This window comes from Pseudaquabacterium pictum (assembly GCF_005403045.1).
GTDB classification, from domain to species: Bacteria; Pseudomonadota; Gammaproteobacteria; order Burkholderiales; family Burkholderiaceae_C; genus Pseudaquabacterium; species Pseudaquabacterium pictum.
Map to the genome: position 1 here is coordinate 146,083 of NZ_BJCL01000005.1, position 24,342 is coordinate 170,424.

Sequence of the window (24,342 nt, forward strand, 5' to 3'; positions counted from 1 at the left end):
GTCAGTTGCAGTCGCGCGCCAGCCGCACACCGCTGAACTGCCAGCGCGCATCGGTGGGGAAGAAGTTGCGGTAGCTGGGGCGGAGGTGGCTGCGCGGCGTGGCGCAGGAACCGCCGCGCAGCACCATCTGGTTGACCATGAACTTGCCGTTGTACTCGCCCACCGCGCCGGTCCAGGGGCGGTAGCCCGGGTAGGCGGTGTAGGGGCTGGCGGTCCATTCCCACACATCGCCGGCCAGCTGTTGCAGGCCGTCGCCCGTGTCGGCCGCCGGCAGCGGCCGCAGTGCGCCCGATTCCAGCAGGTTGCCGCTGGCCACCGCCTGCGGCCAGGCAGCCTGGGCGGCGGCTTCCCACTCGGCCTCGGTGGGCAGGCGCGATGGCGGGCTGTCCGGGTGCTGGGCGGCGTGCCAGCGGGCGAAGGCATCGGCCTCGAACCAGCTGACATGGCACACCGGCGCGCCGGCCTGCAGCGGCTGCAGACCGCGCAGGCTGAACACCTGCCAGTCGAACGGCCCAGGGCCGCCGCGGCGCCAGTGCAGCGGCGCGGCGACCTGCTGCTGGCGCACCCAATCCCAGCCGGCCGACATCCACCAGCGCGGGTCGGCATAGCCACCGTCGGCGATGAAGGCGGTCCAATCCCCCTGGCTCACAGGCCGGCTGGCCAGCGCATGCGGCCGCAGGTGCTGTGCATGGCGTGGCTGCTCGTTGTCGAAGGCGAAGCCGCCCGCGGCATCGCCGATCTCGACCAGGCCGCCGGGCTGGCCGATCCACCGCAGCGGGGCGGCGGGCCCGGCTGGCACCGGCGCTGCCGGCAAGGGCAGGTACAGCGGCGCCAGCGGGTTGCAGGACAGCAGGTGCAGCACGTCGGTGAGGACCAGCTCCTGGTGCTGCTGCTCATGCTGCAGCCCCAGTTCGACCAGCGCGGCCACGCCGGGCGGCAGCGGCAGGGACAGCAGCGTGGCCATCTGCTCGTCCACCGCGGCCCGCCAGGCGCGCACCGTGGCCAGGTCGGGCCGCGTCACCAGGCCGCGCTGGGCCCGCGGGTGCTGGGCGCCGACGCCGTTGTAGTAGCTGTTGAACAGCACCTTGAACGCCGGATCGAAGGGCCGGTGCCCAGCCACATGCGCCGCCAGCACGAAGGTCTCGAAGAACCAGGTGGTGTGGGCCAGGTGCCACTTCACCGGGCTGGCATCGGGCATCGACTGCACCTGGCAGTCGGCCTCGCTCAACGGCGCGGCCAGCGCCAGCGACTGGCTGCGCACCGCCCCGTAGCGGTCGGCCAGCGCCGGATGGGGCGGCAGATCCAGGCGGGCATTCATGGCGAGATCAGGCGGCCGTGCGCGATGTAGCCCATGCCGCCCTGCGTGCTGCCGACATGAAAGTCCTGGCAACGCGCGGCCACCTTGTCCCACGGCTGCCAGAGGTCGGTCGCGCGGGCGTTGTAGGGGCGGTTCTTCAGCCAGGCCAGCAGGTTCAGCGGCCCGGTCCACCAGGGGAAGAACTTCATGCCGGCCATGGCGATGCGGGCGCCGGGCCTGGCCTGGCGCAGCAGGTTGGTGACCGCCTGCGGGCTGCGGGTGATGTCATGCACGTAGTTGAACAGCAGGGCATCGGGCGCATGGGGCAGTTGTACGTCCTCCGCGGCGCTCTGGATGTGCCACAGCTGCGGCCAGCCGTGCTGTTGCACACGGCGCTCGGCCAGCGCGAACATGTCGGGGCTCTGCTCGACGGCCAGCACCCGCCCGCCGGCACCCACCGCCTGCAGCAGTGGCGCATAGCTCAGGCCGGTGCCGGCGCCCACGTCCAGCACCACGTCGCCGGGCCGCAGCTGCAGCAGGGCGATGGTGCGCAGCCGCAGCGCCATGGTGCGGCGGGCCGATGCGTCGTAGCCGGCGGCATGGCGCCGGTAGCGTGCGATCGACAGCTGGTTGTCCGGGTGCATCGTCAGGTGGAGGCACGGGAGGCGAGGTGCATGCCCACCACGCCCAGGATGATCAGGCCGGCGCTGGCCACCTTCAGCGCGGTGGCCGGCTCCTGGAACCACAGGTAGCCGATGGCCGCGGTGGCCAGCGTGCCCACGCCAGACCACACGGCATAGGTGACGCTGAGTCCCAGCACGCGGATGACCATCACATTGAGGCTGAATGCGCCCGCATAGAACACGAAGATCAGCACCGACGGCGTGAGCCGGCTGAAGCCGTCGGACAGGCGCATGCAGGTCGTGCCGCCCACCTCCAGCAGGATGGCCAGGGCCAGCACCCACCAGGCCTGGGTGACGGAGAGCAGGGGCAGGGTGGAGAGCATGATCGCGCACCAGGGTGATCGGTGGAAGGCGGCGGGAAGTTACACCGCCGCCAGGGTTTGCGGGTAAACACCAGGTCCGGCCTGGCGGCGCGGCGGCGGGCTCAGCGCATCAGCCAGCGCCGGCTGCCGTAGCTCAGGCCGTCGACCACGCCCACCAGCAGCAGCATGGCGCCCAGCACGGTGGCGGTCTTGGCCATGTGGAACAGCCCCATGTGGAAGGCCAGCAGCTGGCCCAGTCCGCCGGCACCCACCACGCCCAGCACGGCGGCGGCGCGGATGTTGTTCTCCCAGCGGTACAGGGTGTAGCTCAGCAGCTGCGGCAGCACCTGCGGCAGGGTGGCGTACAGCGCCACCCGCCACTTGCCGACACCCTGGGCGCGCAGCGCGTCGCCAGGACCAGACGGCGCGTTCTCCATCGCTTCGGCGAACAGCCGGCCGAGCACGCCGGTGGTGTGCGCCGCCAGCGCCAGCGTGCCGGCCAGCGGTCCGAGGCCGGCGGCGATCAGCAGCAGGCCGGCCCACACCAGCTCGGGCACGGCGCGCAGCAGGTTCAGCAGGCCGCGGGTGGGCGTGCGTGCCCAGGCCCGCTCGCCGGCCTGCAGGCGGCTGGCCGGCAGGGCCAGCAGCAGGCCGCCGGCGGCGGCCAGCGCCGTGCCCAGCGCCGACATCGCCAGCGTTTCCCAGGTGCCCAGCGCCACCTTGCGCAGGAACTCGGGCGAGGTGTCGGGGGGGAAGAACTCGCCGATGAAGCGGCCCATGCTGCGCGCCGCCTCCAGCGAGAAGAACTGCGCCCACTGCAGGTCCAGGCTCCAGAAGCTGGCCACCACCAGGGCCAGCACCGCCAGGGTGAACCAGCAGGCCCGGCAGCGTGCCTGCCACAGCGGCGGCGGCAGCAGGTGGGGTGGCGTGCCGCTGCTCATCCCAGCCCCCGCCGCAGGCCGGCGCTCACCCGGTCGGCCAGCGCCACCAGGGCGACAAACACCGCCAGCATGGTGAAGACCTCGCCGCCGTTGAACATCTTCATCGAGTTGTCCATCTGCTGGCCCAGCCCGCCTGCGCCGACGAAACCCAGCACCACCGAGCTGCGGATGGCGCACTCCCAGCGGTAGACGGTGTAGCTGGTCAGCTCGGCCGCGTTCTGCGGCAGCAGGCCGTAGAACAGCGCCTGGCCGCGGCCGGCGCCGTTGCGCAGCAGGGTCTCGGTGGCATGCGGGTCGCCGCTTTCCAGGATCTCGGCATACACCTTGCCCAGCATGCCGCCGTAGGTCAGCGCGATGGCCAGCACGCCGGCGGTGGGCCCCAGGCCGACCACCCGCACGAAGACCAGCGCCCACACCAGTTCGGGCACGCTGCGCAGCACCACCAGCAGCCAGCGCACCGCCTGGCGCAGCCAGAACGGCCCGCGCGCCATGCGCCCGGTCAGTGCCGACACCGACAGCACCCGCACCGCCAGCAGCGACAGCGGCACCGCCAGCACCAGGGCCAGCACCAGGCCGGCGGTGGCAATGGCCACGGTGCGCCAGGCCTCGCGGGCCACCAGGGCCAGGAACTCGGCCGAATGTGCCGGCGGCAGGAAGCTGGCCAGGAACTGGCCGGTGACCTTCATGTTGTCGGCCGACAGCAGCGTCCAAGGCCGGAACTCGGTGGCCACGCCCAGCGGCCACAGCACCACCAGCGCCGCACCCAGCCAGAACAGCCGGCCCAGCCAGGCCGGGTCATGCTGCGGTGCGCCGCGGGCGGCGGAGGGCAGGGCGCTCATCGGCAGTGCATCACCACCGGTGCCGGGCGCGCCTGCGCCGGCTGGTCGGCCGCGGGGGCGGCACCGTGCAGTTCCGCCTCGTGCTGGTCGTAGAGGCGGGCCAGATGGTCGGGCGTGACCTGGGCCGCCGGCAGGTCGAAGGCCAGCGCGCCGTCGCGCAGGCCGATCACCCGGGGGAACTGCGCCAGCGCCACCTCCACCTGGTGCAGCGTGGCCACCAGGGTGATGCGCCGGTCCGCGGCCTCCTGCACCAGGCTGTGGATGGCCTGGCGCGACCGCGTCGGGTCCAGCGCCGACAGCGGCTCGTCGACCAGCCACAGCGTGGCCGGCGCCACCAGGGCGCGGGCCAGGCCCACGCGCTGGCGCTCGCCGCCGCTGAGCCGGTCGACGCGGTCGAACAGCTTGTCGGCCAGGTCGAAGCGGGTCAGCGCAGCATGGGCCGCAGGGATGTCGCTGGGATAGAACAGCGAGCGCAGGCTGGCCCAGGTGCCCAGCGCCGGCAGGCGGCCGGCCAGCACCGCGGTGACCACCCGCTGGCGCGGTGGCAGGGGCGGCACCTGCGGCGCCAGCAGCAGGCGGCCGCGCAGGCGCTGCAGCGCGGCGCGCGGCAGTGCCCAGGGGTCGGTGCCGTCCAGCCGCAGCCGGCCGCTGTCCGGCGGCAGGGCGCAGGCCATCACCTGCAGCAGGGTGGTCTTGCCGGCGCCCGAAGGGCCGATCACCGCCACCTGCTCGCCGCTGGCCACCCGCAGGTTCAGGCCCTGCAGCGCCGGCCCAGCGCCGGCGCGCGCCGCCGGGTGGCGTGCGGCCACCCCTTCCAGATCGAGCTGCACCGTGGCGTCAGATCAGGCCGGCGCTGCGGCCCGCGGCCTCGATGCCCTTGTAGTTGTCGGGCGTGGTGGGGATGTAGCGGGTGGCGCGGTTGAGCTTGAGGATCTCGGCGCCCTCGGGCGTGGCCGGGTCGATGTCCAGCAGCGCCTTCTGCAGCTTGTTGCGCAGGTCCACCGGCATGTCGGCATGCACCGACCAGTTGTAGTTGAAGAAGGTGGGCGTGGTGTAGAACACGTCGACCGCCTTGGTGTCGACCTTGCCCTCGCTGGTGAACTTCTTCCACACGGTGATGTCGAGTGCGGCCGCATCCACCTTGCCGCTGACCACCGAGGCGATGGTGGCATCGTGCGCGCCGCTGTAGGCCACGCGGCGGAAGTCCTTCTCGGGATTGATCGACGCCTGCAGCAGGAAGTGCCGCGGCATCAGGTGGCCCGAGGTGCTGCTCTGCGAGCCGAAGCTGATCTGCTTGCCCTTGAGGTCGGCCAGGGTCTTGATGCCTGAATCCGTCTTGGCGATGAACACCGACTGGAAGCGGGTGTCCTCCTCGCGCTGGGCGATCGGCACCACCTTGCCGCCCGAGCGGATGCTGGCCTGCACGAAGGTGAAGCCGCCGAACCAGACCAGGTCGACCTTCTTGTTGACCAGGGTCTCCACGGCGGCGGGGTAGTCGCTGACCGGCGTGAACTCCACCTTCATGCCCAGCTTCTTCTCCAGGTAGCTCGCGATCGGGCCGAACTTGCGCACCTGCTCGGTGGCCGCCTCCTCGGGGATGGTGGTCACGCGCAGCACCTGCTGGGCGGCGCTGTAGGCGCTGAAGGCGGCCAGGGCGCAGCCCAGCAGGACATGGCGCAGGCGGATGGTGGACAGGCGGTTCATCGGTGGGTCTCCAGGTCGTTCGGCGGTCAGGGGTGTGTCTCGCAGGCCGCCACTCTAGCCGGGTCGACCTGCTAGAGTGAATTGACGATGCACAACACCCCGCAATTCATCCAGCTGCACCAGGCCGACCATGCCAGCCTGGCCGCCGAGGCCACGGCCGGGCTGCTGGCGCCAGCAGCGGCGGTGTCGCCCAAATTCTTCTATGACGCGCTGGGCTCGCGGCTGTTCGATGTCATCACCGAGCTGCCCGAGTACTACCCCACCCGCACCGAGGCCGCCATCGTCGACCAGCATGGTCCGGCCATTGCCCAGGCGGTGCTGTCGGCCTGCGGCAGCGCGCCGGTGATGGTCGACCTGGGTGCGGGCAACTGCGCCAAGGCGGCCCGGCTATTCCCGCTGCTGGAGCCGCGCCGCTACGTGGCGGTGGACATCTCGGTGGACTACCTGCGCCAGGCCCTGCACGACCTGCAGCGGCGTCACCCGGCCATGGGCCTGGCGGGGGTGGGCCTGGACTTCTCCAGCCAGCTGCAGCTGCCCGCCGGCCTGGTCGACGGCCCGGCGCTGGTGTTCTACCCGGGCTCGAGCATCGGCAACTTCAGCCCCGATGCGGCGCTGCAGCTGCTGCGCCAGGCACGCACCCTGGCCGCCGGCGGCGCCATGCTGATCGGCGTCGACCTGGTCAAGCCGGTGGCCCAGCTGGAGGCCGCCTACGACGACGCCCTGGGTGTCACCGCGGCCTTCAACCTGAACCTGCTGAACCACTTGAACCGCCTGCTCGGCAGCGATTTCCAGCTGCGCGACTGGCGCCATGTGGCGCTGTTCGACGCTGTGCAGTCGCGCATCGAGATGCACCTGGCGGCGCGCCAGGCCACCACCGTGCGCTGGCCCGGCAGCGTGCGCGTGTTTGCCGCAGGCGAACGCATCCACACCGAGAACTCGTACAAGTGGACACCCGCGGCGTTCACTGCCCTGCTGCACCGCGCCGGCTTCGCGCAGGTGCAGCACTGGACCGACCCGCAGGGCTGGTTCGGCGTCTGCCTGGCGTCTGGCTGAGCGGGCACGGGACGGCCCGGCGCTCACAGCGCGCAGCTGCGGAAGCCGGCCGGCACGTCGGTGCGGTGGCCCGGGAAGAAGTTGCGGTAGCGCGGATGCTTCATGCGCGGCTGCGTCATGAACGAGCCGCCGCGCAGCACCGGCCGGCCGTCGAACCAGGGCGCGGAATAGTCGCGGTACGGATGGGCACGGAAGCCGGGGTAGGGCGCGAAGCCGCTGGCCGTCCATTCCCACACATCGCCCCAGCGGAAGGCGCCAGGCTGGCTGATGGCGGCGCATTCCCATTCGGCCTCGGTGGGCAGGCGGCGGCCGGCCCAGGCGCACCAGGCAACGGCCTCGTGGGCGCTGAGGTGGCAGGCCGGTTCGGCCAGGTCCAGCGCCCGCCATTGGCCGTGCCGCCACTGTTGCCACTGGCCGTCCTGCTGCCGCAGGTGGCGCGGGGCGGCGGCACCGGTGGCCTGGCGCCAGGCCCAGCCATCTGCCGACCACAGCCGCGCATCGGCCTGGCCGCCGCTGTCGACGAAGGGCAGGTAGTCGGCCCAGCGCAGCACCTGGGCATCGATGCGGCAGCCCGGCAGCGGCACCGGGTGGGCGCCCAGCTCGTTGTCGAAGGCGAAGCCGGCGGTGCCGTGGCCCAGCAGCCAGCTGCCGGCCGGGCAGGCCAGTGCCGGGCCGGGCGCTGGCAACTGCGGCGCCTGCCAGCGTGGATCGTCCACCGCGATGCCCAGCGCCCGTGCCATGTAGAGGCCGGCCTCGTGGTGCATGTCCTCGTGCAGCAGCGCCAGGCGGAAGAAGTACAGCCCGTCGTCACCGGCGTGGTCCAGCCGGCCGAGCAGCGACAGCGTGTCACCGAGCTGTGCTGCCAGGTCGGCACGGGTCGCGGCGGCATCGGGCAGCGGCAGCGCCCAGCGGCTGGCATGCGGCACCGCGCTGCTGTCGTACAGCGCATCGGCGCCGGCCCGCAGCGGCGCGCTGCGCGGTGCGGCCGGGTCGGCCGCGGCACCAGCCAGCCGTTGCGGGTTGCGGGCCAGCCAGTACTCCTGGAACCAGCCGATGTGGCCCAGTTCCCACAGGGGCGGGTTCAGCGTGGCCTGCTGCGGAACCTGCAGCCCCGGCAGCGCCTGCTGCAGGCGCTGGAAGTGCAGCAGGGTGTCGGCGCGGCTGGCCTGCAGTGCCGCTGCCAGCGCGGCGGCATCGCCGTGGCGCGCCACCAGCGCAGCGGGGTGGGCACCGATGGCATCCGGTGCGTGGGTGGCTATGCTGTCAGGGTGCATCGTCGCAAACTCGTCATCGTCACACCCGCGCTGGCCGATGCCAACAACGGCAACTGGCAGACCGCCAGGCGCTGGCGTCAGATGCTGGCGCCAGCTTACCGCGTGCGGCTGGCCGCGGCTTGGGATGGCGGCGACGATGACCTGATGGTGGCCCTGCATGCACGCCGCTCGGCACCGTCGGTGGCGGCCTGGCGGGCGGCCCAGCCGCGGCGGCCACTGCTGCTGGTGCTGACCGGCACCGACCTGTACCGCGACATCCACGCCGACGCCGATGCCCGCCGGTCGCTGCAGACAGCCGATGCGCTGGTCGTGCTCAACGCGTTGGGCGCGCGCAGCCTGCCGGCCGATCTGCAAGCCCGCTGCCATGTCGTGCTGCAGTCCTGCCCGGCCCGCCAGCCGCTGCCGGCCAAGCCGCAGCGCCACCTGCGGGCGCTGATGGTCGGCCACCTGCGCGACGAGAAAGACCCGCTGACCTACCTGCGCGCCGCCGCCCGCCTGGCCGGCCGTGCCGACATCCGCCTCGACCACATCGGCGGCGCGCTCGATCCGGCCCTGGGCGCGCAGGCCCGGGCGCTGGCGGCTGCCCAGCCCAGCTACCGCTGGCTCGGGGCGCTGCCGCATGCGGCCACCCGCCGGCGCATCCAGCAGGCCCATCTGCTGGTGCATCCCAGCCGCATGGAAGGCGGCGCCCATGTGGTGATCGAGGCACTGCGCAGCGGCACGCCGGTGCTGGCCTCGCGCATCGACGGCAACCTCGGCCTGCTGGGCGCCGACTGGCCGGGTCTGTTCGACCCCGGCGACGATGCCGCGCTGGCCGCCCTGCTGCAGCGCACCCGCGACGATGCCGCTATGCTCCCGGCGCTGGCCGAGCGGGCCGCGCAGCGGGCGCCGCTGTTCGCGCCCGCAGCCGAAGCCGCCACCCTGCAGGCCCTGGTGGCCGGCCTGCTGACGACGCACCCCATTCCAGGAGACCACCGATGACCACCGCCTACACCCCGCCGGCCGGCGAACCGCGCCTGACTTCGCTGTCCCATGGCGGCGGCTGCGGCTGCAAGATCGCCCCGGGCGTGCTCAGCGAGATCCTCAAGGGCACGGCTGCGCTGCCGATCCCGCCAGAGCTGATGGTGGGCATCGAGACCGCCGACGACGCTGCCGTCTACAAGCTCAACGACGAGCAGGCGCTGATCGCCACCACCGATTTCTTCATGCCCATCGTCGACGATCCGTTCGACTTCGGCCGCATCGCCGCCACCAACGCCATCAGCGACGTGTATGCGATGGGCGGCCGCCCGATCCTGGCACTGGCGCTGGTGGGCATGCCGATCAATGTGCTGAGCACGGCCACCATCGGCCGGGTGCTGGAGGGCGGCGCCTCGGTGTGCCGCACCGCGGGCATCCCGATCGCCGGCGGCCACACCATCGATTCGGTGGAAGCCATCTACGGCCTGGTGGCCCTGGGCCTGGTGCACCCCAGCCGCGTCAAGCGCAATGCCGATGCCCGTCCCGGCGACCTGCTGGTGCTGGGCAAGCCGCTGGGCGTGGGCGTGATGAGCGCGGCGCTGAAGAAGGGCGTGCTCGATGCCGCCGGCTATGCCCAGATGATCGACAACACCACCCGGCTGAACACCCCTGGCCCGGCGCTGGCGGCGCTGCCGGGCGTGCATGCGCTGACCGATGTCACCGGCTTCGGTCTGGCCGGCCATGCGCTGGAGCTGGCCCGCGGTGCCGGCTGCACGGTGCACATCGACTGGGCCAGCGTGCCCTTGCTGCCCGGCGTGCATGCCATGGCCGGGCAGGGCTTCGTCACCGGCGCCTCGGGCCGCAACTGGGCCGGCTACGGCAGCGAGGTGTCGGTGGCCGCGCGGCTGGGCGATGCCGACCGCGCCCTGCTGACCGATCCGCAGACCAGCGGCGGCCTGCTGGTCTCTTGCACGCCGCAGGCCCTGCCGGCGGTGCTGGCGATCTTCCAGGAGCAGGGCTTCGGCCAGGCAGCGGTGGTCGGCCAGGTGGCTGCCGGCGGCAGCGGGCCGCGCCTGGTGGTGGGCTGACCGGCGGTGGACTTCCGGCACATCCGCCTGCACACCGACGGCCGTCTGGCCACGGTGCAGCTGCACCGCCCGGCCGCGCGCAATGCGATGAGCGTGGCGCTGATGCGCGAGCTGACCGCCGCCGCCCACGCCCTGGCCGAGCGCACCGACATCGATGCCGTGCTGCTGACCGGCGATGCCACCTGCTTCACCGCCGGCGCCGACCTGAAGGACACCGCCGGCTGGGCCGATGAAAGCCTGTCGCTGGTCGAGCGGCGCGAGATCGCCGGCGTCGGCTGGCGCCTGTGCAAGGCCTGGGAGGAGCTGCCCCAGGTCACCATCGTCGCCATCGAGGGCTACGCCGTCGGTGGCGGGCTCGCGATTGCCGTGGCCTGCGACTGGCGGGTGATGGCCGACAACGCCTTCGTCTCGCTGCCCGAGATCGCCCTGGGCATCCCGCTGACCTGGGGCGCGATCCCGCGGCTCACCGCGCTGGTGGGGCCGTCGCGGGCCAAGCGGCTGACCATCCTGTGCGAGCGCCTGGGCGCGGCCGATGCACTGGCCATGGGCCTGGTCGACGATGTCACGCCGCCCGGCGGCGCGCTGGCCAAGGCGGCTGCGCTGGCGCAGCAGGTGCTGGCCATGCCGGCAGCGGCGGTGCGCATGAGCAAGGCCACGGTCAATGCCGTGGCCACCGCCGGCCACCTGGCGGCCGGCCACATGGGGCTGGACCAGCTGATGCTGGCCGGTGCCAGCGTGGAATCGAAGGCGGCCCGGGCGGCCGCGCTGAAGCGGCGCTGAAGGGGCGCTGAAGGGGCGCTGAGTCTCGGCCGGCGCCCACCGCGCCGGCAATCCTGCACTGCCGGCGGCCCGGACAATGCGCCGATGCCGTCTGCCGCCCGTCCGCCCGCCGCCGCCCTGTCGGGCACCGCCTTCGCCACGCTGCTGCTGATCGCGCTGATGATGGGCGCCAACCATGTGGCGGCGCGGCTGGCCTTCAACCACGGCGTGGACGTGGCCACCGCGGTGATGTTCCGCAGCGGCATCACCGCCCTGGTGGTGGGCGCCCTGGTGCTGGCCACCGGCGTGCCGCTGGCACTGAGCAGCCGGCAGCGCCGCGCCATGCCGGCCATCGGTCTGCTGGTGGCCGTGCAGAGCCTGTGCCTGTATTCGTCGGTGGCGCGGCTGCCGGTGGCGCTGGCGCTGCTGGCCTTCAACACCTACCCGCTGTGGACGGCGCTGTGGGCCCGGGTGGTCTACCAGCACCGGCCCGAGCCGCGGGTGCTGCGCGCCATGCCGGTGATGCTGCTGGGCCTGGCCCTGGCGCTGGATGTGTTCGGCGCCGCCTCCGGCCTGGGCGCGGCCGGCCAGTGGGCGCAGATCGGCGTGGGCGTGGCCTTTGCGCTGGCCGCAGCGGCCACCTTCGGCCTGGCCCTGGTGCTGACCCAGCACGAGGCGGCCGACCTCGATGGCCGCCTGCGCACCGCGCTGACCATGGCCCAGGTGGGCCTGCTGGCGGCCGCCGGCGTGGCCTGGCAGGGCGGCCCGCACCTGCCCGCCGATGCCGCCGGCTGGCTGGGCCTGGGCGCGCTGACCTTCCTCTACGGCACCGCCTTCACCATCATGTTCACCGTGCTGCCGCGGCTGGGCGTGGTGGGCAACTCGGCCATCATGAACGTGGAGCCGGTGTTCGCCCTGGTGCTGGCCTGGGCGCTGCTGGGTCAGCGCATCGCCGCGGTGCAGGTGGCCGGCGGCCTGCTGGTGGTGGCCACGGTCATGTGGCTGGGGCTGCGCCGCAGGTAGCCGTCGTCAGAACTCCACCACCTCGGCCTTCACGCCCTTGCCGGCCAGCAGCACCCGGGCGCGCTCGGCGTCGACCAGGCTGGTGAACGGCCACCAGGCGGCGCGCCACAGGCCCTGGCTCTCCAGCAGTTCGCCATGGCCGGGCGCCGAGCCGTCCATGCGGCCGGCGGCGGCCTTCATCAGCGCCAGGCTGCCGGCGGCGGTGGCGCGCTGGCGGCTGGCCGGGCCCACCACGGCGTAGACCGGGCCGGGCAGCAGGGTGGCCGGCGGATCCGGCGGCGGCTCGCCGCGCAGGCGGGCCGCTTCCACCCGGGCGAGGTACCGCTCCTCGTCGGACAGCGCCGGCCGGATGTCGGCCTGGGGTTGCGAGGCGGCAGCCTCCGGCGGCGCTGCAGCCAACATGGTGGCGCCGTCGGTGGCGCTGCTGGCGGCGCTGGCCGGCGGTTCGGCGGCGCTGGCGGCGTCGGCCAGCAGTGCCGCCGATGCCGCAGCCGAAGCGGCCGCCACCGGTGGCGCCGAGGCCGCAGCCAGCGGCGCCGAGGCCGCCGACGCGGGTGCCGCGGCCAGCGCGGCGGCATCGTCACCGGAGGGCCCACCGTGCAGCGGCCGCAGCGTCCAGCCCAGGCCCACCAGCGCCACCGCCGCCACCAGGCCCACGCTGCCCAGCCGCGCCCGGCTGTAGGCCCGCGGGCCGAGGATGCTGCCGTCGGCGCCCACCAGCACACGGATGCGGCGGTCGCCCACGCCGATGGCCGCGGTCAGCACATGCAGCGGCAGGTCATGCGCCAGCCCCTTGCCGCGCAGGGCGGTCAGCCGGGTCCGGTCGGCGTCGATGCGGCGCTGCGGCCAGTCGGCCGGTGCCAGCGGCTGCGGCTGGCCATGGCGCTGGGCCCAGCGTGCCACCCGGCCCGGCCGCAGCGGCCAGATGAATTCCCGGCTGAAGGCGGCGCGCAGTGGCGGCAGGCCCGGTTGCCGGCCGGTCAGCAGGCGCCGCACGGCCGCCACCAGCCGCTGCCAGCGGCTGCCGGCGGGGGGCGCGGGCAGGTCGTCCGGCAGCGGCAGGGCACCGCCGGCGGCCTGGTGCGCCGCGGCGCGGCGCGCCACCGCGCGGGCCAGTGCCGATTCGGGCACGCTGCCGTGCGGCGGTGGGTAGACCGCAGCGGGTGCCACGTCGTGCAGTACCGGCAGCGCGGCGCCAGGGGGCGGTGTCGGTTCGGCCGCATGGGCCTCGGCGAGGCTGGCGTCGGCTTCCGGGATGGCCTGCGCGGTGATCGGTGCAGCGGCCTCTGCCGCCTCGGTGGCCGCGGGTCCATCGCCTTCTGCGGGCGTGTCGGCGGCCAGGTCCGCGGGCGCGTCTGCATCCGCCACCGCGTCGCCATCGAGCAGCGGGATCACCAGCGCGGCTTCGCCGTCCTCCGCGTCGTCAAGCGGTGCCGGCGCACCAGCCGTGGCGGCTTCGCCGCCGGTCTCTGCGCCCGCTTGCGCCGCGGCGAACAGGTCGGCATGGTCTTCCGGCAGCATCGACTGCACGTCCAGGCCGTCAATCGGCCCCGCTTCCGGCGCTGCCGCCGGTTGCAGCCGTTGCTGGCGCTGCGCCAGCGCCTCGGCCAGCGTGGGCCCACCCGCGGGCACCGGGGCGGGCGGCGCCGCAGGCGCGGGCGCCACCGGCGCGCCCGCCAGCGGCTGGGCGCTGGCGAACGGCAGCACCACCTCGCCGATGCTGTGCACCTGCGAGGCATCGATGCGTCGTGCGAGCGGGTGGCGGTTGTGCCAGGCCACCACACGCGCCGTCAGCTCGTGGAGGCGGGGCGCTTTCATGATGTGCCCGGATTGTTGGCGCCACCCCGTGGCGCCAAGCCGGCATCAAAGCCCGGAAAACAGGGCTGTTCCCGCGCCAGTCCGCCCAGCAGGCGGTCTGGCCCCGTTACATCCCGGCGTAGTTCGGACCGCCGCCGCCCTCGGGCGTGACCCAGACGATGTTCTGCGTCGGGTCCTTGATGTCGCAGGTCTTGCAGTGCACGCAGTTCTGCGCGTTGATCTGCAGGCGGTCGCTGCCGTCGTCGTTCTTGACGAACTCGTAGACGCCGGCCGGGCAGTAGCGGCTCTCGGGCCCGGCGAACCTGGCCAGGTTGATGCCCACCGGCACGCTGGCATCCTTCAGCGTCAGGTGCGCTGGCTGGTTCTCTTCATGGTTGGTGTTGCTGACGAACACCGAGCTCAGCCGGTCGAAGGTCAGCTTGCCGTCGGGCTTGGGATAGACGATCTGCAGGCAGTCGGCCGCCGGCTTCAGCTTGGCATGGTCGGGCACGCTGTTGCGGATGGTCCAGGGCGGCACCCAGTTCAGCTTGGGCATCAGCCACTGCTCGATGCCGGTCATCAGCGTGCCCACCAGGTGGCCCTTCTTGAACCAGGGCTTGAAGTTGCGGGTCTGCATCAGCTCGGCATGCAGCCAGCTCTTCTCGAAGGCTTCCGGGTAGGCGCTCAGCTCGTCGTGGCTGCGGCCGGCGGCCAGGGCCTCGGCCACGGCCTCGGCGGCCAGCATGCCGGTCTTGATGGCGGCATGGCTGCCCTTGATGCGGGCGGCGTTGAGCATGCCGGCGTCGCAGCCGATCAGCGCGCCGCCCGGGAACACCAGCTTGGGCAGGCTCTGCAGGCCGCCGTTGTTGATGGCGCGGGCGCCGTAGCTGATGCGCTTGCCGCCTTCGATGTGGGCGCGGATGGCGTGGTGCGTCTTCCAGCGCTGCATCTCCTCGAACGGGCTCATCCAGGGGTTCTGGTAGTCCAGCCCCAGCACATAGCCCAGCGTGACCTTGTTGCCTTCGAGGTGGTAGAGGAAGCCGCCGCCGAAGCTGCCGTCCTCGATCGGCCAGCCGCTGGTGTGCACCACCAGGCCGGGCTGGGCCTTGTCGGCCGGCACTTCCCAGAGCTCCTTGATGCCGATGGCGAAGCTGGGCGGATCGCGCCCGTCATCGAGCTTGTACTTGGCGATCAGCTGCTTGCCCAGGTGGCCGCGGGCGCCTTCGGCAAAGATGGTGTACTTGCCCAGCAGCTCCATGCCGAGCTGGAAGTTGTCGGTCGGCTCGCCGTCCTTGCCCAGGCCCAGGTTGCCGGTGGCCACGCCGCGCACCCGGCCCTGGTCGTCATAGAGCACCTCGGCGCCGGTGAAGCCGGGGAACACCTCGACGCCCAGCGCCTCGGCCTGCTCGCCCAGCCACTTGACCACCGCGCCCAGGCTGATGACGTAGTTGCCCTCGTTGTGGAAGCAGGTGGGCATCAGCCAGTCGGGGATGGTGGCGGTGCCGTCGGCCGTCAGCTGCAGCAGCTGGTCCCCGGTGACCGGCTGGTGCAGCGGTGCGCCGAGATCGCGCCAGTTCGGGATCAGCTCGTTGATGGCGATCGGGTCCATCACCGCGCCCGACAGGATGTGCGCGCCGGGCTCGCTGCCCTTTTCGAGCACCACCACCGAGATCTCGCGGCCCTGGGTGGCCGCCACCTGTTTCAGGCGGATGGCCGTGGCCATGCCGCCGGGGCCGCCGCCGACGATCACCACGTCGTATTCCATGGCCTCGCGCGGGCCGAACTGGGCCAAGATCTCCTGCGGTGTCATCCCGATGTTCCTGTGTGGTGGGGTCTGGCCGGCGGCCCGGGGCCTGCGGCGGCAACAACCCGGCATTCTAACCCGCGGCACCTGAAAATAGCACGGTCGTGCTTTTTTGATCGGCGTGTCCGCTGCGTGGCAGCCAGCCCGCGCGCAGCATGGCCGAAGCAGCGGCTTGCAGGCAGTTTCCGGCGCAGTTCGCCGCTTGGGTGCACCGGGCTTGCAGTAGGCTCGTGACGGTGCCGGGGTCTGTCAGACCGGCGATCCCCCCATGCCCGCCCGCCATCCACGATGCGTCTGACCCCGCCCGAACCGCCCGAACTGCTGCCGGCGACTGCCACCGCCGAACGGCGGGTGCAACTGGCGCTGTGGGCCAGCGGCGAGAGCGTGTGGGAATGGCAGGCCGCCACCGGCCAGGTGCGGGTGGATGCCGCCGAGGGCCCGGATGCACCGTTCGGCGGTGTCGCCCTGGGCATGTCGCTGGACGAGTTCCTCGGCCGCGCCCATCCCGACGACATGCCGGCCATGCGCCTGGCCTGGCAACTGCACCTGCGCGGCGCCCATCCCGACATCGATGTCAGCTTCCGCATCCCCGACGCCAACGGCCGGGTGCGCTGGCTGCGGGTGCGTGGCCGGGCGCTGGAGCGCGACAGCCAGGGCCGGGCCCGGCATGTGCTGGGCACGCTGAAGGACGTGACTGCCCAGCGCGACGCCGAGGAATCCCTGCGCCTGATGGCCCATGCCTTCAGCAGCACCCGCGACGCGATGGCGGTGATCGACCCGCAGTGGCTGGTGCTGGAGGTCAACGAGGCGCTGGTGCGCCTGGCCGGCGAGGACAGCGGCCTGATGCCGGGCTCGGACCTGCGCCAGTGGCTGCAGATCGACGACAGCGTGCTGGCGCAGGTGCTGACCGACGGCATGTGGCGCAGCGAGCGCGCGATGCGGGTGGACGAGGCCGGCAGCACCGTGCCGGTGGAGGTGTCGATCACCGCGGTGCTGGCCAGCGACGGCCGGCGGCACTGCTACCTGGTGGCATTGCATGACCTGCGCCAGCAACGCCAGACCGAGGCCCGGCTGCAGCGCATGGCCATGGTCGACGACCTGACCGGCCTGCCCAACCGGCTGGCGGCGCAGTTCCGCATCGACGAGGCGCTGGCGGTGCCGCAGCCGCAGTTCGGCATCCTGTTCATCGACCTGGATGGCTTCAAGGAGATCAACGACTCCTACGGCCACGAGCATGGCGACCAGATCCTGGCCCTGGTGGGCCAGCGGCTGCGCAAGAGCCTGCCGGAAGACGCCTTCCTGGCGCGCTGGGGCAGCGACGAGTTCCTGGTGGTGCTGGCCCCGGGCAGCGGCGACACCGAGGTGCGCGCCTCGGCCCAGGTGGTGCTGGCGGCGCTGGCCGGGCGCTTCGACGTCGGCCTGCACGAGGTGCGCATCACCCCCACCATCGGCGCGGTGCTGGCGCCGCAGGACGGCACCGACTTCAGCGTGCTGCTGCGCAAGGCCGACTCGGCCATGTACGCCGGCAAGGAACGCGGCCGCAACTGTCTGGTGTTCTTCGATGGCAGCCTGGACGGCGATGCCCAGCGCCGGGTGCGCATGACCAGCCTGCTGCGCATCGACACCGACCGCAACGGCTTCCGCTTCGTGGCCCAGCCCAAGGTCGACGCCTCCGGCCGCCCGGTGGGCGCCGAGCTGCTGATGCGCTGGACCACCGAGGCCTTCGGCAGCGTCTCGCCGGTGGAGTTCATCCCGCTGGCCGAGAAGGTGGGCCTGATCCAGCTGATGGGCCGCCATGCCGCCCATGCCGCCGCCCAGCTGGCGGCCGCCTGCGCCGAGCTGGGCCATGCGCTGCCGGTGGCCGTGAACCTGTCGCCCAAGCAGCTGCTGCAGCCCGGGCTGGACGGCCTGCTGCTGCATGCCTGCCGCCGCTACAACGTCAAGCCGGCCATGCTGGAGCTGGAGCTGACCGAATCGGCCCTGGTGCACAACATGGACATCGTCACGCCGATGCTGCACCGGCTGCGCAGCCACGGTTTCAGCCTGGCGCTGGACGACTTCGGCACCGGCTACTCGTCGCTGAGCTACCTGCGCCACCTGCCGTTCGACAAGGTCAAGATCGACCGCAGCTTCGTGATGGACATCGAGCGCGACCCGGCGGCCAGCCGGCTGCTGGAGAGCATCGTGCAGCTGTGCAAGGTGCTGGGCATGCGCACCGTGGCCGAGGGCGTGGAGACGGCCCAGCAGCTGGCCGCGCTGACCGCCATGGGCGTGGACGAGTTCCAGGGCTACCACTTCGCGCGGCCGATGCCGGTGGACGACTGGCTGGCCATGCTGCGCGCCAGCGGCGGCAGCGGTCCGCGCCTGCCGCTGCAGGGGGGCGTGCTATCGTGATTTGCAGGCGGGATGGCCGCGCTGCCGGCGTCGGCCTGGCGGGCCATCCACCGTTTCTCCACCGCTGATCGGCGCTGCGCCGACGGGGCTTCCACCATGAGCTACAACATCGATCTTTCCGGCCGCGTGGCCTTCGTCACCGGCGCCTCCAGCGGGCTGGGCGCCCACTTCGCCCGCACCCTCAGCCAGTCGGGCGCCGCCGTGGTGCTGGCCGCCCGCCGCACCGACCGGCTCAAGAGCCTGCGCGCCGAGATCGAATCGGAAGGCGGCGACGCCCACGTGGTCGAACTGGACGTGACCGACCCCGACAGCATCAAGTCGGCCGTGGCCCATGCCGAGACCGAGATGGGCACCATCGACATCCTGGTCAACAACTCGGGCGTCAGCACCACCCAGAAGCTGGTGGACGTGAGCCCGGACGACTTCGACTACGTGATGGGCACCAACACCCGTGGCGCCTTCTTCGTGGCGCAGGAGGTGGCCAAGCGCATGATCGCCCGCAGCCGCGGCGCCGCGCCCGGCACCTTCACCGGTGGGCGCATCGTCAACGTGGCCTCGATGGCCGGCATGAAGGTGCTCAGCCAGATCGGCGTGTACTGCATGAGCAAGGCCGCGGTGATCCACATGACCCGCGCGATGGCGCTGGAGTGGGGCAAGTTCGGCATCAACGTCAATGCGCTCTGCCCGGGCTACATCGACACCGAGATCAACCACCACCACTGGCAGACCGAGGCCGGCCAGAAGCTGATGAACATGACCCCGCGCAAGCGCGTGGGCAAGCCGGCCGACCTGGACGCCGCGCTGATGATGCTGTGCGCCAACGAGAGCCACTTCATCAACGGTGCCATCCTGTCCGCGGACGATGGCTTCGGTGTTTGATCGGGATCCGACATGGCGCGTGCACTGACGCCCCTGGAAGCCCGCGTGCTGGGCGTGCTGGTGGAAAAGCAGGCCACCGTGCCCGACACCTACCCGCTGAGCCTGAACAGCCTGGTGGCCGGCTGCAACCAGAAGACGGCGCGTGATCCAGTGCTCAACGCCAGCGAGTCCGACGTGCTGGCCGCCATCGATGGGCTGAAGAGCCAGAGCCTGGTCTTCGAGACCAGCGGCGGGCGGGTCAGCAAGTACGAGCACAACGCCGCCCGTGGCCTCAACGTGCCCGGCGCCGCGGCGGCGCTGCTGGCGGTGCTGATGCTGCGCGGCCCGCAGACGGTGGCCGAGCTGCGCGCCAATGCCGAGCGGCTGCACCGCTTTGCCGACATCTCCAGCGTCGAGGGCTTCCTCAACGAGCTGGCCGACCGCTACCCGCCACGCGCGGTGCTGCTGCCGCGTGCGCCCGGCGCGCGCGAGCCGCGCTGGGCCCACCTGCTGTGCGGCGAGGTGCAGATGACCGCCGAGCGCGCCGCCGGCGGCGGTGGCAGCGACGAGGATGCAATCAGCGTCGGCGAGCTGGTGGCGCTGAAGGCCGAGCTGTCGCGCCAAGGGGCCGAGCTGGCCGAGCTGCGCGCCCTGGTGCTGCGCATGGCCGGCGAGCTGGGCATCGAGGCGCCCGGCGAGACCAAGCCCGCCTGAGCACCGCGCCCGGCGGCGGCCGGTTCAGCGCGTCCGCGTCGGAATCTGGTTGAACGGCATGCCGCGGTCGGCGCGCATGTCGGCCGGCAGGCCCAGCACCCGCTCGGCGATGATGTTGCGCAGGATCTCGTCGGTGCCGCCCTCGATGCGGGTGGCCGGCGAGCGCAGCAGCATCGCCTGGAAGCGCGCCGCCGCGGTGGGCTGCGCCGCATCCACCAGCACGCCCGACGGGCCCTGCAGGTCCATCGCGAACGCCGCGATCTCCTGCAGCGTGGTGCCGGCCACCAGCTTGCCGATCGAGTTCTCCGGCCCGGGGATCTGGCCACGGCTCAGCGCCGAGATGCTGCGCCAGGCGGTGTACTTCAGGCCGCTGGTGCGCACGGCCCATTGCGCCAGCTTGCTGCGCACGGCGGGGTCGTCGACCGCCAGGCCGTCACCGGTGTCGAACTCGCAGCAGAAGTCCAGCATCTCCGGGAAGCCGGTGGGCATGCCCGCGCCGATGGACATGCGCTCGTTCATCAGCGTGGTCAGGGAGACCTTCCAGCCCTGGCCCACCGCGCCCAGGCGCTGGTGGTCGGGGATGCGCAGGTCGGTGAAGAACACCTCGTTGAAGCCCGACTGGCCGTTGACCTGCTTGATCGGCCGCACTTCCACGCCGGGGCTCTTCATGTCGAAGAAGAACATGGTCAGGCCGTCGTGCTTGGCCACGTTCGGGTCGGTGCGGGTCAGGATCATGCCGTGGTCGCTGTAGTGCGCGCCGCTGGTCCAGATCTTCTGGCCGTTGATCACCCACTCGTCGCCCACCTTCTCGGCCTTGGTGCGCAGGCCGGCCAGGTCCGAGCCCGCCACCGGCTCTGAAAACAGCTGGCACCAGATCTCCTCGCCCGAGGCCAGCGGCGGCAGGAAGCGCTGCTTGTGCCGCTCTTCGGCAAAGGCCATCAGGGTGGGCGCGATCATGCCCTGGCCGATCAGGAAGATGCCGGCCAGCTTGCCGTACACACCTTCCTCCTGCTGCCAGATCACCCGCTCGATCGGGCTGGCACCGCGGCCGCCGTATTCCTTCGGCCACTGCAGGCAGGCCCAGCCGGCGTCGCGCTTCTTCTTCTGCCAGGCCTTGCTCTCGGCGATGGCATCGCCGCCCGGAAGCGGGCTCTGGCCGTAGCCGGCCGCGGCCAGCGCGGCATGCAGGTGCTTGGGGGCGTTGGCGTCGATCCAGGCACGGGCCTCGGCACGGAACGCGGCTTCCTGGGGGGTGTCGTCGAAGTTCATGGTGTGTTCCTTGTTCCGCCGTTCAGGCCGCGTTGCGCTTGGCCACCAGGTGGCCGACCAGGCGGTCTTCCCATTCGCTGAGGCTGCCCAGCTGCAGTGCCAGCAGGTTGGCGCGGCGGTAGTGCAGGTGGCAGTCGAAGGCCCAGGTGAAGCCCATGCCGCCGTGCACCTGGATGTTGTTGCGGGCGCAGTGCTGGTAGGCCTGGGTGGCGCTCACGCGGGCGGTGGCGGCGGCCTCGGCCAGCTCGGGCGCATCGCAGCTCAGCGCCCAGGCGCCGTAGAGGGCGTTGCTGCGGGCCAGCGTGGCCGACACGTACATGTCGGCCAGCATGTGCTTGATGGCCTGCAGGCTGGCGATCGGCCGGCCGAAGGCAAAGCGCTCCTGCGCATAGTCGCAGGCGGTCTGCAGCGCCTTGTCGGCGCCGCCCACCTGCTCGAAGGCCATCAGCACCGCGGCGCGGTCCAGCGCGCTGGCCACCAGCGCAGCACCGGCGCCGGGCGCGCCCAGCGGCTCGGCCTCGGCGTTGGTGAAGCTGATCTGCGCCTGGCTGCGGGTGGGGTCGATGCCGGGCAGGGCGGTGCGCTGCACGCCGGCGCTCGTCAGGTCGACGATGTGCAGGGACAGCGCGTCGCCCGCGCCATCACGCGTGGCGACGATGGCGATGTCGGCGATGGCGCCGTCGGCCACCGGCTGCTTGCTGCCGCTGAGCCGGCCGCGCTGCACGCTGCTGGCGATGCGGCCGGCCTGCACCCGGCCGGGCTGCTCGGCCAGCGCCAGCGTGCCGATCAGCGCGCCGCTGGCCAGGCCGGGCAGCCAGCGCTGCTTCTGGGCATCGGTGCCGGCGCGCAGCAGCAGGTCGGCGGCCAGGCCGATCGACGACGAGAACGGCACCGGCGCCACCGCGCGGCCCAGTTCCTCGGCCACCACGCACAGCTCCAGGTAGCCGGCGCCGCTGCCGCCCAGGTCATCCGGAATGGCCGCGCCCAGGTAGCCCTGCTCGCCCAGGCCCTTCCACAGCGCCGTGTCGTGGCTCTGCGGCCCGTCCAGCACGGCGCGCACCGCCTGGGAGCTGCAGTGGTCGCTCAGGTAGCGGCGGGCCTGGTCCTTCAGCTGTTGCTGGTCGGGCGAGAAGTCGAAGTCCATGGGTGTCCTCGGTGCGGGGTGCAGCGGGCAGTGTGCGATGCGGCCGCCGTGCGCTTCCGTCGCTCACGAGACATCACGGCGCGCCGGCTGCACCGGATGATGCGGCGCAGTCATCGCCGAATGACACGACGGTTTCAAACCGCAGGAGACAGGAGCGCCGATGGACCCGACCGCCCCGCCGCAGACCACCACCACGCTGGACGCGGGGGTGTTGCTGCTCACGTTGAACCGGCCCGACAAGCTCAATGCCTACACCGCGCAGATGGGCCGCGAGATCACCGCCGCCTTCCAGCGCGCCGATGCCGACGATGCGGTGCGGGTGGTCGTCGTCACCGGTGCCGGCCGCGCCTTCTGCGCCGGGGCCGACATCTCCGACGGCGCCGGCAGCTTCGGCGACACCGACAAGCTGTTCGGCGATGCCGGCAAGGATGCTGCCGCGCCGCGCCAGGGCGGCGGCTTCATCGAGGCCATCTTCCACTGCCGCAAGCCGAGCATCGCCGCCATCAACGGCGCGGCGGTGGGCGTGGGCCTGACGATGACGCTGCCGATGGACATCCGCCTGGGCAGCAGCACCTCGCGCTACGGCTGCGTGTTCACCCGCCGCGGCCTGGTGCCCGAGGCCGGCAGCGGCTGGTTCCTGCCGCGCATCGTGGGCCTGCCGCAGGCGCTGCGCTGGTGCTACAGCGGCCGCGTGTTCGACGCCGCCGAGGCCGCGCACGGCGGCCTGATCGAGGAGCCGCTGGCGCCCGAGGCGCTGCTGCCCAAGGCCATGGAGATCGCCCGCGAGATCGCCGACCACACCGCGCCGGTGGCAGTGGCCGTCACCCGCCAGATGCTCTGGCGGCTGTCCGCCGAGCCGGCGCCCTGGGGCACGCTGGGCGTGGATGCCGCCATCAACGTGCACCTGGGCGCCGGTCCGGATGTGCGCGAGGGCGTGGCCGCCTTCCTGGAGAAGCGCGCGCCGCAGTTCCCCGGCAAGGTGTCGACCGACATGCCACCGCAGGTGCCGTGGTGGCCGCAGGCATGAGCGCCGACCCGGGCGGTGCCGCCGCCCTGCAGGCCGGGCTGGATGCGCTGCTGCCGCGGCTGCTGCCCGGCGTGCAGCGCTGCGCCGGGCTGCAGCGGCTGTCGGCCGGCGCCACGCTGCAGACCTGGTCGTTCGACGGAGTGGGCGAAGGTGGCGTGCAGCACGGCCTGATCCTGCGCCGCTCGCCGGGCGGCCTGCGCGGCAATGAATCGCTGTCGCTGACGCTGGAAGCCGAGCTGGTGCGCGGCCTGGCCGGCAGCGGCGTGCCGGTGGCCGAGGTGCTGCACACGCTGCAGCCGGCCGACGGCATCGGCGACGGCTTCATCATGCGCCGCATTGCCGGCGAGACCATTGCCCGCAAGATCCAGCGCGATGCGCCCTATGCCGAGGCCCGCCGCGTGCTGGTGCAGCAGCTGGGCGCCGCGGCCGGTGCGCTGCACCGCCAGCCACTGGACAGGCTGCCGGCGCTGCCGGTGCGCAGCACCGCCGCCACGCTGGAGGCGTTGACGCGCCGCTGCCATGCGATGGCCCAGCCCGATGCGGTGTTCGAGTGGTCGCTGAAATGGCTGGAGCGCCACTTGCCCGCCGAGCCGGCGCGCCTGCACCTGGTGCATGGCGACTACCGCCTGGGCAATGTGATCGTCGGTGAAGAAGGCCTGCGTGCCGTGCTCGACTGGGAGATCGCCCACCTGGGCGACCCGGCCGAGGACCTGGCCTGGGTCTGCCTGCCGCCCTGGCGCTTCGGCCAGATCACCCAGCCGGTGGCCGGCCTGGGCCAGCGTGCCGAACTCTTTGCCGCCTGGCAGCAGGCCACCGGCGAGGCGGTCGATCCGCAGCGGGTGCGCTGGTGGCAGGCCGCCGGCAGCCTGCGCTGGGGCCTGGGCTGCGCCGGCATGCGGGATTGGTTCGAGAGCGGGCGCGACCCGTCGGTCGAGCGCGCCATGATCGCCCGGCGGGTGTCCGAGAACCAGGTCGACCTGCTGCGGCTGCTGGATTCGGAGGATGCCTGTGCTTGACCACCCCCGCGGCCCCGCGCTGCTCGACGCCGTGGCCACGCTGCTGCGCGAGGTGCTGCAGCCGCAGCTGCAGGGCAACGCCGCCTTCCAGGCCCGGGTGGCCGCCAATGCGGTGGACCTGGCCGCCCGCGAGATGCGCCTGGGCCCCGCCGCCGATGCCGCCGCGGCCGACCGCCTGCAGGCGCTGCTGCAGCACCGCGGTCCGCCCGACGCGCTGGCGACCGACCTGGCGCTGGCCATCCGCAGCGGCGCCATCGACGACCAGGACCCGGCCCTGCGCGCCCACCTGTGGGCCAGCACGCTGGACAAGCTGGCCATCGACCAGCCGAGTTATGCCCCTTACCGCCGCGCCGTGCAGCTGCGCGCCGACCCTGCCCAACCCACCCCGGAGTGAGA

Annotated in this window: 23 protein-coding genes; 11 read left to right on the forward strand and 12 right to left on the reverse strand. The window is 72.6% G+C overall.

What is annotated here, in order from left to right:
- Position 1: 1 nt before the first annotated feature.
- The 7 genes from egtB to FFT10_RS11955 all read right to left on the reverse strand — a co-directional run bounded on the left by egtB (position 2) and on the right by FFT10_RS11955 (position 5,766).
- Positions 2 to 1,318 (reverse strand): ergothioneine biosynthesis protein EgtB, encoded by a 1,317-nt coding sequence (gene egtB / locus FFT10_RS11925; RefSeq protein ID WP_137733044.1) that lies wholly within the window; start codon positions 1,316 to 1,318, stop codon positions 2 to 4.
- Positions 1,315 to 1,941, reverse strand: coding sequence for a class I SAM-dependent methyltransferase (locus FFT10_RS11930; RefSeq protein WP_137733045.1), 627 nt, complete (start codon positions 1,939 to 1,941; stop codon positions 1,315 to 1,317). Before FFT10_RS11930 ends, egtB begins: the two co-directional genes overlap by 4 nt.
- A gap of 2 nt (positions 1,942 to 1,943) precedes the next feature.
- Positions 1,944 to 2,303 (reverse strand): DMT family transporter, encoded by a 360-nt coding sequence (locus FFT10_RS11935; protein ID WP_137733046.1) that lies wholly within the window; start codon positions 2,301 to 2,303, stop codon positions 1,944 to 1,946.
- 101 nt (positions 2,304 to 2,404) lie between these two features.
- Positions 2,405 to 3,223 carry a phosphonate ABC transporter, permease protein PhnE gene (gene phnE, locus FFT10_RS11940; protein ID WP_137733047.1) on the reverse strand — a complete coding sequence of 273 codons (819 nt, stop codon included), beginning with the start codon at positions 3,221 to 3,223 and terminating at the stop codon, positions 2,405 to 2,407.
- On the reverse strand, positions 3,220 to 4,062 hold the full coding sequence (locus FFT10_RS11945) for a PhnE/PtxC family ABC transporter permease (protein ID WP_137733048.1): 843 nt from the start codon (positions 4,060 to 4,062) through the stop codon (positions 3,220 to 3,222). The genes phnE and FFT10_RS11945 overlap by 4 nt, the downstream gene beginning before the upstream one ends.
- Entirely contained in the window at positions 4,059 to 4,892 is an 834-nt protein-coding gene (locus FFT10_RS11950) for a phosphonate ABC transporter ATP-binding protein (protein WP_137733049.1), read from the reverse strand. The genes FFT10_RS11945 and FFT10_RS11950 overlap by 4 nt, the downstream gene beginning before the upstream one ends.
- A 7-nt stretch (positions 4,893 to 4,899) precedes the next feature.
- Positions 4,900 to 5,766: a putative selenate ABC transporter substrate-binding protein gene (locus FFT10_RS11955; RefSeq protein WP_137733050.1), complete on the reverse strand. Its 867-nt coding sequence runs from the start codon at positions 5,764 to 5,766 to the stop codon at positions 4,900 to 4,902.
- 87 nt (positions 5,767 to 5,853) lie between these two features.
- Here FFT10_RS11955 and egtD point away from each other — a divergent pair, with 87 nt between their 5' ends.
- Complete coding sequence (gene egtD, locus FFT10_RS11960; protein WP_137733051.1) at positions 5,854 to 6,819, forward strand: L-histidine N(alpha)-methyltransferase; 966 nt, start codon at positions 5,854 to 5,856, stop codon at positions 6,817 to 6,819.
- 23 nt (positions 6,820 to 6,842) lie between these two features.
- On the opposite strand, the gene senA is transcribed toward egtD, so the two are convergent.
- On the reverse strand, positions 6,843 to 8,093 hold the full coding sequence (gene senA, locus FFT10_RS11965; RefSeq protein ID WP_154694083.1) for a selenoneine synthase SenA: 1,251 nt from the start codon (positions 8,091 to 8,093) through the stop codon (positions 6,843 to 6,845).
- Here senA and senB point away from each other — a divergent pair.
- The 4 genes from senB to FFT10_RS11985 all read left to right on the forward strand — a co-directional run bounded on the left by senB (position 8,088) and on the right by FFT10_RS11985 (position 11,923).
- Complete coding sequence (senB, locus tag FFT10_RS11970) at positions 8,088 to 9,074, forward strand: selenoneine biosynthesis selenosugar synthase SenB (protein ID WP_154694084.1); 987 nt, start codon at positions 8,088 to 8,090, stop codon at positions 9,072 to 9,074. The genes senA and senB overlap by 6 nt on opposite strands.
- Positions 9,071 to 10,141, forward strand: a complete 1,071-nt coding sequence (gene selD, locus FFT10_RS11975; protein WP_137733054.1) for a selenide, water dikinase SelD — start codon at positions 9,071 to 9,073, stop codon at positions 10,139 to 10,141. Before senB ends, selD begins: the two co-directional genes overlap by 4 nt.
- A gap of 6 nt (positions 10,142 to 10,147) precedes the next feature.
- Positions 10,148 to 10,921, forward strand: a complete 774-nt coding sequence (locus FFT10_RS11980; RefSeq protein WP_137733055.1) for an enoyl-CoA hydratase/isomerase family protein — start codon at positions 10,148 to 10,150, stop codon at positions 10,919 to 10,921.
- 84 nt (positions 10,922 to 11,005) lie between these two features.
- Positions 11,006 to 11,923, forward strand: coding sequence for a DMT family transporter (locus FFT10_RS11985; RefSeq protein ID WP_137733056.1), 918 nt, complete (start codon positions 11,006 to 11,008; stop codon positions 11,921 to 11,923).
- Between the two features lie 6 nt (positions 11,924 to 11,929).
- On the opposite strand, the gene FFT10_RS28010 is transcribed toward FFT10_RS11985, so the two are convergent.
- Together FFT10_RS28010 and FFT10_RS11995 are read right to left on the reverse strand one after the other, a co-directional pair.
- A complete protein-coding gene (locus FFT10_RS28010; protein WP_194150899.1) occupies positions 11,930 to 13,741 on the reverse strand; it encodes a hypothetical protein in 1,812 nt (603 codons plus the stop codon).
- Positions 13,742 to 13,847: 106 nt separating this feature from the next.
- The gene (locus FFT10_RS11995) at positions 13,848 to 15,530 is read right to left on the reverse strand and encodes an electron transfer flavoprotein-ubiquinone oxidoreductase (RefSeq protein ID WP_137733057.1); all 1,683 of its coding nucleotides are present in this window, start codon (positions 15,528 to 15,530) and stop codon (positions 13,848 to 13,850) included.
- Between the two features lie 282 nt (positions 15,531 to 15,812).
- On the opposite strand from FFT10_RS11995, the gene FFT10_RS12000 reads away from it, so the two are divergent.
- The 3 genes from FFT10_RS12000 (at position 15,813) to FFT10_RS12010 (ending at position 19,490) form a co-directional block, all read left to right on the forward strand.
- The gene (locus tag FFT10_RS12000) at positions 15,813 to 17,918 is read left to right on the forward strand and encodes a putative bifunctional diguanylate cyclase/phosphodiesterase (RefSeq protein WP_137733058.1); all 2,106 of its coding nucleotides are present in this window, start codon (positions 15,813 to 15,815) and stop codon (positions 17,916 to 17,918) included.
- A 96-nt stretch (positions 17,919 to 18,014) separates the two neighbouring features.
- Entirely contained in the window at positions 18,015 to 18,797 is a 783-nt protein-coding gene (locus tag FFT10_RS12005; RefSeq protein ID WP_137733059.1) for an SDR family oxidoreductase, read from the forward strand.
- 12 nt (positions 18,798 to 18,809) lie between these two features.
- Complete coding sequence (locus tag FFT10_RS12010; RefSeq protein ID WP_137733060.1) at positions 18,810 to 19,490, forward strand: YceH family protein; 681 nt, start codon at positions 18,810 to 18,812, stop codon at positions 19,488 to 19,490.
- A gap of 24 nt (positions 19,491 to 19,514) precedes the next feature.
- On the opposite strand, the gene FFT10_RS12015 is transcribed toward FFT10_RS12010, so the two are convergent.
- Together FFT10_RS12015 and FFT10_RS12020 are read right to left on the reverse strand one after the other, a co-directional pair.
- A complete protein-coding gene (locus tag FFT10_RS12015) occupies positions 19,515 to 20,759 on the reverse strand; it encodes an acyl-CoA dehydrogenase (RefSeq protein WP_137733061.1) in 1,245 nt (414 codons plus the stop codon).
- A gap of 22 nt (positions 20,760 to 20,781) precedes the next feature.
- Complete coding sequence (locus FFT10_RS12020) at positions 20,782 to 21,903, reverse strand: acyl-CoA dehydrogenase family protein (RefSeq protein ID WP_137733062.1); 1,122 nt, start codon at positions 21,901 to 21,903, stop codon at positions 20,782 to 20,784.
- A 160-nt stretch (positions 21,904 to 22,063) separates the two neighbouring features.
- Here FFT10_RS12020 and FFT10_RS12025 point away from each other — a divergent pair, with 160 nt between their 5' ends.
- From FFT10_RS12025 to FFT10_RS12035, 3 genes are read left to right on the forward strand one after another with little or no spacing between them, the layout of a single operon-like run.
- Complete coding sequence (locus FFT10_RS12025) at positions 22,064 to 22,930, forward strand: enoyl-CoA hydratase-related protein (RefSeq protein ID WP_137733063.1); 867 nt, start codon at positions 22,064 to 22,066, stop codon at positions 22,928 to 22,930.
- Positions 22,927 to 23,946, forward strand: a complete 1,020-nt coding sequence (locus tag FFT10_RS12030; protein WP_137733064.1) for a phosphotransferase family protein — start codon at positions 22,927 to 22,929, stop codon at positions 23,944 to 23,946. Before FFT10_RS12025 ends, FFT10_RS12030 begins: the two co-directional genes overlap by 4 nt.
- On the forward strand, positions 23,933 to 24,340 hold the full coding sequence (locus FFT10_RS12035; protein ID WP_162520780.1) for a DUF6285 domain-containing protein: 408 nt from the start codon (positions 23,933 to 23,935) through the stop codon (positions 24,338 to 24,340). The genes FFT10_RS12030 and FFT10_RS12035 overlap by 14 nt, the downstream gene beginning before the upstream one ends.
- Positions 24,341 to 24,342 lie beyond the last annotated feature (2 nt).